The sequence below is a fragment of the Butyribacter sp. genome (genome assembly GCF_056818865.1).
Genome location: NZ_DBLYGC010000019.1, coordinates 1 through 12,745, shown reverse-complemented (window position 1 = coordinate 12,745; position 12,745 = coordinate 1). Strand labels below are relative to the sequence as shown.

13 protein-coding genes are annotated in these 12,745 nt (G+C 35.5%); 12 read left to right on the top strand and 1 reads right to left on the bottom strand.

The features are described from left to right. The first annotated feature begins 33 nt into the window (after positions 1-33). The 7 genes from ACZLXV_RS09675 to ACZLXV_RS09645 all read left to right on the top strand — a co-directional run bounded on the left by ACZLXV_RS09675 (position 34) and on the right by ACZLXV_RS09645 (position 7,515). Positions 34-2,913, top strand: a complete 2,880-nt coding sequence (locus ACZLXV_RS09675) for a penicillin-binding transpeptidase domain-containing protein (RefSeq protein ID WP_482383270.1) — start codon at positions 34-36, stop codon at positions 2,911-2,913. 22 nt (positions 2,914-2,935) lie between these two features. Further along, positions 2,936-3,610: a septum site-determining protein MinC gene (locus ACZLXV_RS09670; RefSeq protein ID WP_482383269.1), complete on the top strand. Its 675-nt coding sequence runs from the start codon at positions 2,936-2,938 to the stop codon at positions 3,608-3,610. Between the two features lie 76 nt (positions 3,611-3,686). After that, positions 3,687-4,478 (top strand): septum site-determining protein MinD, encoded by a 792-nt coding sequence (gene minD / locus ACZLXV_RS09665; RefSeq protein ID WP_022224586.1) that lies wholly within the window; start codon positions 3,687-3,689, stop codon positions 4,476-4,478. A gap of 39 nt (positions 4,479-4,517) precedes the next feature. Continuing rightward, the gene (minE, locus tag ACZLXV_RS09660) at positions 4,518-4,802 is read left to right on the top strand and encodes a cell division topological specificity factor MinE (protein ID WP_022224585.1); all 285 of its coding nucleotides are present in this window, start codon (positions 4,518-4,520) and stop codon (positions 4,800-4,802) included. 23 nt (positions 4,803-4,825) lie between these two features. Beyond that, a complete protein-coding gene (locus tag ACZLXV_RS09655; protein WP_482383268.1) occupies positions 4,826-6,046 on the top strand; it encodes an FtsW/RodA/SpoVE family cell cycle protein in 1,221 nt (406 codons plus the stop codon). A gap of 46 nt (positions 6,047-6,092) precedes the next feature. After that, positions 6,093-6,500 (top strand): methylglyoxal synthase, encoded by a 408-nt coding sequence (gene mgsA, locus ACZLXV_RS09650; protein WP_022013453.1) that lies wholly within the window; start codon positions 6,093-6,095, stop codon positions 6,498-6,500. Between the two features lie 37 nt (positions 6,501-6,537). After that, positions 6,538-7,515: a D-alanyl-D-alanine carboxypeptidase family protein gene (locus tag ACZLXV_RS09645; RefSeq protein WP_367335092.1), complete on the top strand. Its 978-nt coding sequence runs from the start codon at positions 6,538-6,540 to the stop codon at positions 7,513-7,515. A 119-nt stretch (positions 7,516-7,634) separates the two neighbouring features. Here the strand turns inward: ACZLXV_RS09645 and ACZLXV_RS09640 are convergent, their stop codons facing one another. Beyond that, positions 7,635-7,841 (bottom strand): DUF378 domain-containing protein, encoded by a 207-nt coding sequence (locus ACZLXV_RS09640; protein WP_022224582.1) that lies wholly within the window; start codon positions 7,839-7,841, stop codon positions 7,635-7,637. A gap of 177 nt (positions 7,842-8,018) precedes the next feature. On the opposite strand from ACZLXV_RS09640, the gene ACZLXV_RS09635 reads away from it, so the two are divergent. From ACZLXV_RS09635 to ACZLXV_RS09615, 5 genes are all read left to right on the top strand, one after another. Beyond that, positions 8,019-9,737 carry a M14 family zinc carboxypeptidase gene (locus ACZLXV_RS09635; RefSeq protein ID WP_482383267.1) on the top strand — a complete coding sequence of 573 codons (1,719 nt, stop codon included), beginning with the start codon at positions 8,019-8,021 and terminating at the stop codon, positions 9,735-9,737. A 33-nt stretch (positions 9,738-9,770) separates the two neighbouring features. Beyond that, a complete protein-coding gene (locus tag ACZLXV_RS09630; RefSeq protein WP_482383266.1) occupies positions 9,771-10,424 on the top strand; it encodes an HAD family hydrolase in 654 nt (217 codons plus the stop codon). 72 nt (positions 10,425-10,496) lie between these two features. Next, positions 10,497-11,366, top strand: coding sequence for a DMT family transporter (locus tag ACZLXV_RS09625; protein ID WP_367335095.1), 870 nt, complete (start codon positions 10,497-10,499; stop codon positions 11,364-11,366). A gap of 3 nt (positions 11,367-11,369) precedes the next feature. Beyond that, positions 11,370-11,909: a DUF3877 family protein gene (locus tag ACZLXV_RS09620; protein WP_482383265.1), complete on the top strand. Its 540-nt coding sequence runs from the start codon at positions 11,370-11,372 to the stop codon at positions 11,907-11,909. 79 nt (positions 11,910-11,988) lie between these two features. Continuing rightward, positions 11,989-12,669, top strand: coding sequence for a winged helix-turn-helix domain-containing protein (locus tag ACZLXV_RS09615; protein ID WP_482383264.1), 681 nt, complete (start codon positions 11,989-11,991; stop codon positions 12,667-12,669). Positions 12,670-12,745 lie beyond the last annotated feature (76 nt).

Sequence of the window (12,745 nt, the reverse complement as noted above, 5' to 3'; positions counted from 1 at the left end):
TAAAGACTTGCTTTCTGAAAGAGAGGTTTGTATATGTGGGAAACAATTAAAGATTATCTAAAAGGATTATTTAATTCCCGTATTGCGATAATCGTCATAATATATATCATATTTTTTGCCATTATTGGCAGTCGTTTGTTTATGCTACAGATTGTTGATGGTGAAAAATATACAAGTGAGGCTCAGAAGAGCACACAAAAGACCAGAACAATAAAAGCTACAAGAGGAAATATATATGATTGCAACGGAGTGCTGCTTGCATATAACAAGCTGTCGCACAATGTAACATATGAGGAGACAGACGCAACAGCAAAAATGACATCGGAAGAAAAAAATGACATGATATGTAAACTTATCCGTGTCATAGAGAGCAACGGAGGAACATTATCCGTAGATTCATATTTAAAGCTCAACGATAAAGGTGAGCCTGAATTTACCGTGTCAGGAAATACTCTGCTCAGATATAAGGCAGAAGTGTACTCAATAACCGTAAGCGAATTGAAGAAAAAAGAGAATAAAGAGCTTATGGATGCAACGGCAAAGGATATATATGAATTTTTGAGATATGATATGAGTTCGCAGAGCCCGAAATTCGACATATCAGATAAGTATGATGATAAAATGGCAATTAAAATTCTTGATATAAGATATGCGATTTTTATAAACAGGTATCAGAAATATCTTCCTATTACAATTGCTCAAAATGTAAATGATAAGACTGTTGCGGCAATCAAGGAAAATAATAATGAACTTATAGGTGTAAACATAAGAGATGATACAAAGAGAGTTTACAATAAGAGCAAGTATTTTGCACATATGCTTGGTTACACCGGAGCAATAACATCCGAGAAACTTGAACAGATAAAGAAAAAGGATGCAAAGACAGATTACACAACAGATGATCAGGTGGGTATTTCAGGACTTGAAAGTGTTTACGAAGATTACCTTAAAGGAAAAAAAGGTAAAGAAAAGCTGAGCATAAATTCAAGTACAAGCCGCGTTGTCTCGGTTGATGAAACAATAAGCCCGACAGCGGGGGATGATTTATATCTGACTATAGATGCAAAACTTCAGGAGGAATGTTATAATCTTTTGGAAGAAAATCTTGCCGGAGTTCTGATAAGCAGAATAAATAACAGTTCAAGTGCCGGTTCAAAGGGAACAAACTCGACAGATATAAAAATCCCGATATATGATGTATATGAGGCATTATATAAAAACAATATTATAGATGTAACGCACTTTACTGATAAAAAGGCAACTTCTTTGGAGAAAAAGACATATCAGAAGTTTAAAAGCAAATCTAAGAGTATTATATCTGATATGAAAAAGCATCTTGCAGCTAATTATACAAAAGGTTCAAATAAAATTTCAGATGATATGAATGATTTTCTTGATTATTTTTATGAACTGCTCAAGAAAAACAGCATTGTACTTGTAAATCAGGTTGATACCACAGATTCTGTTTACAAAGGTTTTGTTAAAGGCAATACAAGTCTCAGCCAGTTTTTACAATACGCTATTTCAAAACAGTGGATAGACCAGGAAAAAATTGATATAAAAAGCGGTTATTACACATCAGAAGAGATTTATGGAAAACTCTTAGAATACGGTTTTAAAAACATAAAGAATGACACGGGATTTGCAAAACTGATTTATGGATATTTGATTCATCATTATGAACTTTCGGGCAAGGATACATGTCTTTTGCTTATGGATCAGAAAGTTGTCAAAAAGAGTGATACAGATTACACAAATTTACAGACAGGAGCGTTATCACCATATTCATATATTATAAAACAGATAAAGAAGCTTCAGATTACACCGGGAGATTTAGGTCTTGAGCCGTGCTCAGGCTCACTTGTGGTGACTGATGTAAAGACAGGTGATGTAAAGGCTATGGTCACATATCCAAGCTATGACAATAATAAGATGGCAAATAAGGTTGATTCAGAATATTACAATAAAAAGCTTATTGAAAATTCGTCATCACCGCTTTTAAACAGACCGACTATGCAGGAGATGGCTCCGGGTTCAACATTTAAAGTAATATCATCTATTACGGGACTTGAGGAGGGAGTAATATCACCTTCTACGCACATATATGACCATACTGTATTTTCGGATATAGACCACCCGGCTAAGTGCTGGAGTACGGTTTCACACGGAGACCTTACAGTTTCATCGGCTATCGAAGTGTCATGTAACTATTTCTTCTACAAAGTGGGATATATGCTTTCCGGAAAGACATCTTCCGGCAGCATAAATTATCCAAGAGGTATAGCAAGGCTTAAAAAATATGCAAAAAAATTTGGACTGACTGATAAATCAGGCGTTGAAATTCCAGAGATTTCACCTCATTTTGCAACAACAGATGCAGTAAGAGCTGCAATTGGTCAGGATACACATGCATATACACCGTCACAGCTTTCAAGATATGTGACAACTGTTGCAAACAGTGGAACATGCTATGACCTTACACTTGTAGATAAGATTAAAAATGTAAACGGAAAGACGGTTTTAAATAACAAAGCAAAAGTGAGAAACAAAGTAAATATAAAGCAGTCCTCGTGGGACGCGGTGCACAAGGGGATGAACCTTGTTGTGAACGGTTCAAGAAGTTCCATAAGTTTTATGTTTAAAAATGTAAAAGCAACAATTGCCGGAAAAACAGGTACTGCACAGCAGAGTAAATTCCATGCGAACCATGCATATTTCATATCGTATGCCCCATATAAAAAGCCGGAAATTTCAGTAACATGCGTAATTCCAAATGGATACGCTTCTTCAAATGCGGCACAGACGGCGAGAGATGTGTATAAATATTACTTTGGAAAAAAAGGTTCAAAAGCTAAGAAAAAGGTGTCAGGTTCTGTCAAGATGCCTGAATCAAGCATATCACATATAGATTAAAGAATAAGGAGGGGGAAAACAAATGAAAGAGACAGTTGTTATCAAGGGAACAAAATCAGGACTCATCCTTGCACTCGACAGTTCCATTCCATATGAGCAGTTGAAAAAAGATGTTGCAGAAAAGTTTCGTTCATCCGATGAGTTTTTGGGAGAAGCATCGAAGGCAATAAGTTTTCAGGGAAGAATACTTGATGATGAACAGCAGGAAGAGATTATTTCAATAATACATGAAAATTGTCATTTAAATATAGTGTGCATAGCACTTGATGACCCTGCAAAAGAGGAACAGTTTTCAAAGGCAGTAGAAAATAAATTTGCTATGCAGGATGCCAACACGGGTCAGTTTTTTAAGGGAAATCTCCGCTCAGGACAGGTTCTTGACGTGGAGACAAGCATAATAGTTATAGGTGATGTGAAAGCAGGCGCAAAAGTGGTGTCTAAGGGAAATGTAATAATACTTGGTTCTCTAAACGGAACGGTATATGCAGGTTCTACAGGAAACAGTAATGCATTCGTGATTGCACTTGATATGAATCCGATGCAGATTAAGATAGCAGATGTGATTGCAAGGGCACCCGACAAACCGGCAAAATTAAAAAAGAAGAATAAACCTGAGACTAAGATTGCCTTTTTGGAGGATGGAAACATTTATATTGAGACATTAGATAAAGATGTAATGGACGATATAAAATTGTAATTGTAGACATAAAATGTTTTTTTTGATAAAATTATTATTAAAATATTAAATTTCTTTTAACAGGAGGAAACAAAAAATGGGAGAAGTAATAGTAGTCACATCCGGAAAAGGCGGTGTTGGAAAGACAACTACGACTGCCAATCTTGGCACAGGTTTGGCGATGGAGGGAAAGAAAGTTGTTCTTATTGACACAGATATAGGACTTCGTAATCTTGATGTTGTAATGGGACTCGAAAACAGGATTGTATACAATCTTGTGGATGTAATCGAGAATAACTGCCGCATAAAGCAGGCACTTATAAAGGATAAAAGACATCAAAATCTGTATCTGTTACCTTCAGCACAGACAAAGGATAAGACTGCAGTAAGTCCTGAACAGATGAAAAAGCTTGCAGATGAACTTAGGAATGAATATGATTACATAATTATGGACTGCCCTGCCGGGATAGAACAGGGATTTCAGAATGCCATTGCAGGTGCAGACAGAGCATTAGTTGTCACAACACCTGAGGTATCTGCGGTAAGAGATGCTGACAGGATTATAGGACTTCTCGAAGCAAACGAAATATCAAAGACCCATCTTATCGTAAACAGATTGAGATCTGATATGGTTAAAGAGGGTAATATGATGTCAAGTGATGATGTCGTGGATATACTTGGCATCGACCTTATAGGAATTGTACCTGATGATGAGCACATTATCACATCAACAAACAACGGAGAACCTTTAGTAGGCTCTAACTGCCTTGCAGGACAGGCATATATGAACATATGCAAGAGAGTTATGGGAGAAGATGTTCCTTATTTGAACCTTGATGTTAGGGAAGGATTTTTCCAAAAATTATCAGCAATTTTCAAAAAGAATTAAATACTAAATTTTAAATTATAAATTTTATGGAGGAGCATGATGGGCATTTTCTCAAATTTTTTTAGGAGCTCCGAGAGCAGCAGCGATGTTGCAAAAAGGAGATTAAAGGTAGCCATCACATCGGACAGGGCAGTGTGTTCGCCGGAGTTGATGGAGCAGATGAAAAATGATATTATTCAAGTTATTTCAAAGTATGTTGATATTGATACGGATGGACTTGATATAAAAGTAACAAAGACGGAACTTGACGAATCATCGGGAACAGTTAATGCGCTTTTGGCAAATATTCCTATTAAGGAGGGTTCAAGAAACTTCCGCAAATAAAGGAAAGGTTAGGATGAGTTGTAATGATTAACCGAATCAGGCAGTACGATTGGAAAAAGTATAACTTTTCACTTTTATGTGTAGTAGTTATACTTTGTATATTGGGATTATATTGTGTAAGAATGGCAGGAGGTACGACAAAAGGTGCTTCTCTTATGAAGGGGCAGTTAGTTGGATTGATATTGGGACTTATTATTGTGGCAATTGTATCTGTTATAGACTACCATTTTATATGCCAGTTCTGTGTTGTATACTATATAGTAGGTATTTTACTTACACTTGCCGTACACACACCTTTGGGAACTGACAATTACACCGGAGCATACAGATGGATAAAGCTTGGACCTATCACATTCCAGCCGACTGAACTTATGAAAATAATACTGATAATCACACTGGCGGCATTATTTTCAAGGCTTCATTCAAAACTGGACAAGGTATCGACATTGGTAAAAGTCTGCGTTGTCTCAGCAATTCCGGTACTTGCAATTTTGACACAGCCTGATTTGTCGTCAAGTCTTGTCGGTGTATTTATAATGTGTGTCATGATATTTATCGGTGAGGTATCATATCGGATTATTGTGCCTATACTCATAGCGGCAGTACCTATATGTGGCTTCTTGGCGTGGTATGTACAGATACCTGGCAATTTAATATTGCACAATTATCAGTATAACCGAATACAGGCATGGCTTCATCCTGACACTTATCCGAACGCTGACAACTTAAATTGGCAGCAGAATTCAGCTATTAAGGCAATAGCATCAGGACAGCTTTACGGTAAATTTATTCAGGACGGTGGAAAAGGTCTTGAAAGCAGAACTTATAATGGTGTAGGTATCAGGGAAAGTGATTTTATATGGTCTGTTGTAGGAGAAGAATTTGGATTTTTGGGTTGTTGTTTGGTATTATTGTTGTTTGCAATAGTTATATTTAAATGTTTTATGGTAGCAAAGAAAGCGCAGGATTATCTTGGAAAGATGATAGCTGTTGGGGTATCTGCCATGTTTATGTTCCAGGTATTTGCGAATATATGTGTAGTAACTTTTATCTTTCCAAATACAGGACTTCCACTGCCTTTTATAAGCAATGGTTTAAGTTCCATGATATCAGCTATGATAGGGATAGGGTTAGTTATGAATATAGGTATACAGCCTGCCAAATCAAGCAAGGAAGGTTTTACCATGAGAAATCTTAATCCACCGGGAGAGGATGAGATTGATGAGATTGGGCTGGATATTTAAAATATATGGATAATAAATGATAAGATAAAAAACAGGGGTGAATAAGATGAACATTGGACTAATTGCACATGATGCAAAAAAAATACTTATGCAGAATTTTGCTATTGCATACAGAGGGATTTTGAGTAAACATGATATTTATGCGACAGGTACAACCGGGCGCCTCATTGAAGAGGTTACAAATTTAAATATTCATAAATATCTTGCGGGACATCTTGGCGGAGAACAGCAGCTTGCGTCACAGATAGAGCATAATCAGATAGATATGGTTATCTTTTTGCGTGATCCTCTGTCGCCAAAATCACATGAACCGGATGTTAATAACGTTATTCATTTATGTGACACATATAATATTCCGTTTGCAACAAATCTTGCTACGGCAGAATTACTTATAAAAGCTCTCGATAGAGGAGATCTCGAATGGCGTGAAATATTAAAAAAGGAAGGATTATAGACTGATATATAAAAGGTTTATTTTCGTGGTTACAGGCATGAATGTAATAAAAAAAAGATGCAGGATTATTTCTATTGCATTGATAGCATCGTTTGTGCTGACAGGCTGTCAGACAGATGTATCGATATTTAATAACTATGATGTTATTTTGCCACATGATGGGCAAAATGCGTTCGGAACAAAAGAGCAGCAGCTTTTTTCTTCAAATATATGTGTTGTTCCAAAGAAAAAGCAGTCAGAAAAAGACTTATTTATGACCGCAGGTGCTTCTCTTATTTTTGACAATACAGACAACAAAATGCTTTATGCTGATAACATATATCAGAAAATGTATCCGGCAAGTACAACAAAAATTGTGACAGCACTTGTAGCATTAAAATACGGAAATCTTGATGATGTGGTAACAATCGGATATAATGCTACACATATTACGGAATATGGGGCAAAACTGTGTGGTTTTGCAGAGGGTGATAAAATCACTCTGAAAAAACTTTTATACTCATTTTTGATATGTTCGGGTAATGATGCAGGTATTGCCATAGCCGAACATATATCAGGAAGTGTTGAAAAGTTTGCAGAGCTTATGAATAAAGAGGCAAAGAGCCTTGGATGTTCAGGTTCAAACTTTGTCAATCCGCACGGACTTCATGATGATAATCATTATACAACACCGTATGACCTTTATCTTGTATTCCATGAGCTGTTAAATTATGATGTATTTATGGATATAATAAACCAGTCTTCTTATAAAGCGGAATTTAAAGGCGCAGACGGTTCTAAAAAGACATTATGGTTTTCGTCAACAGACAAATATCTTCTTGGAAGTGCCAAAGCACCTGATGGTGTCACGGTTATAGGAGGAAAAACAGGTACAACGTCGATGGCAGGTTCAAATCTTATATTGTATACAAAGAATGACAACGGTAAAGATTATATATCGGTTGTAATGCATGCCAGTGATTCCTTTAGTTTGTATTCACAGATGAGTCATTTGTTAGAAATGGAAAATAAATAAAAAGCCCGTCTATATGATGAGCCTGTCAGGGACTCATATATCATATAGATGGACTTTTTTAATGTTATAGGAAACTTTTTGTTTCCTATAACATTAAAAATACTCCGTGAGGATGCATACTAATATTCTCCGGCAGAGCGTATACGACCATAATAACTGATGGCATAAAGTCCGCCAATGCCTACTGCGGCATATATAATTCTCGAAAGTATGGTCATATCTCCGAATAAGACTCGTACAAGGTCGAATCTTAAGAATCCTATAAGTCCCCAGTTGACTGCACCAATTACAACAAGTGTCAGTAAAATATAATCTAATGTTTTCAAAATATGCCTCCATTCATTTTTATTTTATTTCTATTATGCGTGATGTCTGTTTAAAATATTCATTGGAAAGAATTGTAAAAAAAAATTAAGAACGATTTTTGGGTTGCGTATTTTTATTTATTAGGTGTATAATATTCAGGCGTATTTATTAAATATATTGGAAGGAAGGAAACTGTTTTGAACAAAAATAAATCAATAATATCATTGTTTCTTATTATAGCACTTATTTGTGGAAGTATTACAGACATGGCTTATGTATCTGCTGATAATAAAAAAATATCAGATACTAATTGTTTTGATTTATCAGTTGTTACAGGTGGTGCGGTTACCGCTACACCTCCGGCTATAGAAGAGACACCAATACCTGAACCGACGAGTAAGCCGACTCCGAAACCGACTGCAAAGCCAACGAAAAAGCCTGTTAAAAAGCCGGCAAAAAAACAGGTGCTCACAGTGAAAGTATCTCAGCATGGCAAAAGACATGTCCGTTTGAGATGGAACAGTATAAAATATATTGACAGATATAAAATCAAAATTTCGGGAGGATTGAAAAAGACAGTAAAACTCAGCAAAAAAAAGCGTACATATATTTTTAAGATTGATGAGGGAAAGGTTTATCATGTAAGAATTACTGCACTTAAAGGGAAAAAGAGAGTCTCTAAGTCGAAGAGAATTACAATCTGTAAACCTGTAAAGGCATCAACAGTCAGATACACAAAGCTGTCAGATGACAAAGTACTTATCACATGGAAGCGTGGCAGACACACTAAAACTTTTCAGATTTACAGGAAGACAGGTAAAGGAAAATATAAAGTAGTAGGAAGTTCAAAAAAAGCACGCTTTGTAGATAAGAATATAAGTGCAGGAAAAAATTATAAGTATATAATAAAATCGATAAATATAGCTTCAAAGACAAAATACAGTTCAAATAACAGAGGAACATGTTTTACAACAAAGAAGATTGTAAATACATCACATCAAAAATATACATATACAGAAATAAGTGCGGATATATCTTTACTTAAAAGGACATATTCAAGATATGTGAGTGTAAGAACAATCGGAAATTCATGTGACAACAGAAAGTTATATGATGTGGTAATAGGAAATACCGGTTCAGGGCGTTCGATTATAGTCATAGGTGCACTTCATGCAAGAGAATATATGACAGCACAGTTATGTATGGCTCAGATAGAAGACTATCTGAAAAATCACAATAATAAAAATGCGTCTGAGGCAACAGCGGGTGTTTTGAATAAAATTGCCATACATTACATTCCGATGGCAAATCCGGACGGCGTTACAATTTCTCAGTTTGGAATGTCAGGGATAAGAAACAGCACATTGAGAAAAGCTTTAAGAAAAATGAAAGTTGTGGGCGGCACCAAATATTGGAAATCCAATGCAAGAGGTGTTGATCTGAATAAGAACTTTAATTATAATTACATTGCAAAATATGGTGGAAAAAGGGGAAGTGACGGATATACAGGTGAGTCTGTAAACAGTGAACCGGAAACCAGAGCAATAACTGCTTTTCTTGAAAAAATGAAAAATTCACGAACATTAAAAGGCCTGATAAATTATCATGCGACAGGTTCGATACTTTTTGGTGAAGCGAAAGGCAGTGTTAAGCCTGTTGTCACTAAAATGTATAATCTTGCGAAAAAAATAACAGGATATGCGGACAGCAGCAGTTATGAGGAGAACATAAATGAACATTCCAAAAAGAAAAATATCGGAAATCTGAGAGAATATGCCATGTATAAGAAGGGAATACCAAGCATAACATTGGAGATTGGAAAGAAAGCATGCCCATTATCGGCAAATGAATTTCCTTCAATCTGGCAGAAAAACAAGAGTCTTGTTATAAAAGAAGCAAAGTTATTTACGGAATGATTTAAAAGTATTAGCAGGAAATGAGGGATAAAAATGAGATATAAACTTGCAGTTTTTGACATGGATGGAACAATTTTAAATACACTTGAGGACCTTGCAGACAGTACAAATTATGCACTGAAAGCAAATGGGCTTCCTGAGAGAACAATTGATGAAGTCAGAAGATTTGTAGGAAACGGGATAAGACTTCTTATAGAACGTGCTGTTCCTACAGATACAGACAAGGAACTTACAGACAAAGTTTTTGATACATTTAAAGAGTATTATAAGACACATTGTGCGGTGAAAACCAGACCCTATGACGGAATAAAAGATGTATTGTTAGAACTAAGGAAGACCGGATGCCTTACGGCAGTTGTATCAAATAAAGCTGATTTTGCCGTTCAGGATTTGCGCAAAGATTATTTTGATAATTTATTTGATTTTGCAATAGGCGAAAGAGAGGGCATTAAGAAAAAACCTGCACCTGACAGTGTTTTTGAGGTGTTATCAAAATTGAATGTTGAAAAAGCCGATGCCGTTTACATAGGTGATTCGGACGTTGATTTTGCAACATCGGTGAATGCCGGAATGGATGTTATAATGGTCGGCTGGGGTTTCAGAGATGCGGAATTTCTTCGTGAAAAGGGAGTAAAGAGGATTATAAAACAGCCGTCAGAGATACTTGATATTATTCTGGAAAAGTAATTAAAATTCAGAATAAGTTATAAGATTTATAAGATAATGAAAGATTGGGCTGTTAAGAAAAGAGGAAATCTGATGTCAGAGAAAACGAAAGGTATTTTGTGTATTATATTTTCGGCATTGTCGTTTGCATTTATGAGTTTGTTTATAAAACTGTCAGGCGATATACCGACGCTGCAAAAATCTTTTTTTAGAAATTTTGTGGCTGCAGTTGTTGCGTATGCCATGCTGAAGAAAAATCACACACCTTTAAAATGTAGTAAAGAAAGTTTTAAATATGTATTTGGGCGGGCTTTTTTTGGAACAGTAGGAATATTTTGTAATTTTTACGGTGTGGATCATTTAAATATTGCAGATGCATCAATGCTCAATAAATTATCCCCTTTTTTTGCGATTGTTTTTTCATATTTTATTTTAAAAGAACGGGTTGAGCATTATCAGGTGCGTTGTCTTATTTCTGCTATTATAGGTGCAATGTTTATTTTGAAACCGTCAGGAGATGCAATGTTATCCATACCTGCACTTATTGCAATGATAGGAGGTATGGGAGCGGGTATGGCTTACACACTTCTTAGAAAAGCTACAGGAATGGGTGTTAAAGGACCATTTATTGTATTCTTCTTTTCTGTGTTTTCATGTATATGTTCACTGCCGTATTGTATATTAAACTATACACATATGGAGCCGATACAGTGGTTTTATCTTTTTATGACCGGAGTTGCGGCAACATTTGGGCAGTTCTTTATAACGGCGGCATATTCACATGCACCGGCAAAAGAACTTTCGGTATACGATTATTCAAATGTAATCTTTGCGGGGATACTTGGATTTATAATACTTGGTGAGATACCAGATGTATTCAGCTATATCGGATGTGTACTTATAATAGCACCTGCTGTTATAATGTTTATAATAGGTAATAAAAAAGAAAAACAGGAGGTGTAGAATTTGAAAAAAGAGTATGAGGAAATGAAAGATAATCTGATGGATATTATAAAAGAAGAGCAGGCAAAACTTGGGTATCGGAAAGAAACCATAAGATTGTATTATCCGCTAGGTTCACTGAATCATCTTTTGAAAATAGAATGTGATATATCCGGCATGAAAGAGATATTATCAGATTTCTGCAGAGAGGTAAGTGAATCTTTTGGAGATATTGAAGTTTCAAATGACGGTGAAAGATTTTGCTTTAAGATACCTGATAAAGGAGTAGAATATGTTCATGATAATCTGTCGGACGATGAATTTATCTGTGGACTTGTCAGACTTGTGGCAGACCACGGCTGTACGATTGACAAAGTAAAAGAATATTTTTTAAAGTTTAGTGATGATATACATTATGAAAAAATTTCAAATGGCGAGTTTGACTATCTTTTGTATTTTAATAAAGGAAAGCCTGACAAATATTATTACTGTTTTACAATTGATGAATTTCATGTCATATATCATCGTTTTCTCAAGAATGATTATGAGGATTTTGGCTTTTGACAAATAAGTATTTTTAAATTATGGTTTGGCAGGTACAAAACTGCAATGCATGGAAAACAGCACAAGAATGGAGAATAGAATGATTTGGTGTGTGGAAGATGATGACAGTATAAGGGATATTGAGATATATACATTAAAGAGCACAGGATTTGAAGCGAGGGGGTTTGTCGATGGTGATTCATTTTGGAAGGAACTTATAAGTACAGACAGACTTCCGGAACTTGTTCTTATGGATATCATGCTTCCGGGAGAAGATGGAATTGCACTTTTAAAAAAAATGAGAGAATTATCAAAGACAGAAGATATTCCGGTGATAATGGCAACAGCGAAAGGTATGGAGTTTGATAAAGTGCAAAGTCTTGATATTGGAGCTGATGATTATCTTGTAAAACCGTTTGGCATGATGGAAATGGTTTCAAGAATAAAAGCGGTATTGAGAAGATGTTCTCCTAAAAAGAAAGAGCATATATATTCAAATGGATGTATAAACATGAATATTGATGCTCATATAGTAAGCGTAAATGATAATAAAATAGATCTTACATATAAAGAATATGAGATATTAAAACTTTTTTTGAGCAATCAGGGTATAGTTTTCACAAGGGACCAGCTGTTGTCTGAAATATGGGGAGTTGATTATTTTGGTGAGACGAGAACAGTAGATATGCACATAAAAACACTGAGACAGAAACTTGGAGAGAGTGGCAGAACTATAAAAACTGTCAGAAATGTGGGCTATAGAGCTGACTTGAAAAAGTAAATTCCAGTGCAAGAGTAAATTCCATTGGCTTTTAAATTTGATTGATTTTGTGGGAGGTTTTTTAACAAAATCTCCT

Coding starts and splice junctions, on each gene's coding strand:
- ACZLXV_RS09655 (WP_482383268.1), top strand. CDS start 4,826: ATGATTAACCGAATCAGGCAGTACGATTGGAAAAAGTATAACTTTTCA.
- ACZLXV_RS09630 (WP_482383266.1), top strand. CDS start 9,771: ATGAGATATAAACTTGCAGTTTTTGACATGGATGGAACAATTTTAAAT.
- ACZLXV_RS09645 (WP_367335092.1), top strand. CDS start 6,538: ATGAATGTAATAAAAAAAAGATGCAGGATTATTTCTATTGCATTGATA.
- ACZLXV_RS09625 (WP_367335095.1), top strand. CDS start 10,497: ATGTCAGAGAAAACGAAAGGTATTTTGTGTATTATATTTTCGGCATTG.
- ACZLXV_RS09675 (WP_482383270.1), top strand. CDS start 34: ATGTGGGAAACAATTAAAGATTATCTAAAAGGATTATTTAATTCCCGT.
- ACZLXV_RS09670 (WP_482383269.1), top strand. CDS start 2,936: ATGAAAGAGACAGTTGTTATCAAGGGAACAAAATCAGGACTCATCCTT.
- minD (WP_022224586.1), top strand. CDS start 3,687: ATGGGAGAAGTAATAGTAGTCACATCCGGAAAAGGCGGTGTTGGAAAG.
- ACZLXV_RS09615 (WP_482383264.1), top strand. CDS start 11,989: ATGATTTGGTGTGTGGAAGATGATGACAGTATAAGGGATATTGAGATA.
- minE (WP_022224585.1), top strand. CDS start 4,518: ATGGGCATTTTCTCAAATTTTTTTAGGAGCTCCGAGAGCAGCAGCGAT.
- mgsA (WP_022013453.1), top strand. CDS start 6,093: ATGAACATTGGACTAATTGCACATGATGCAAAAAAAATACTTATGCAG.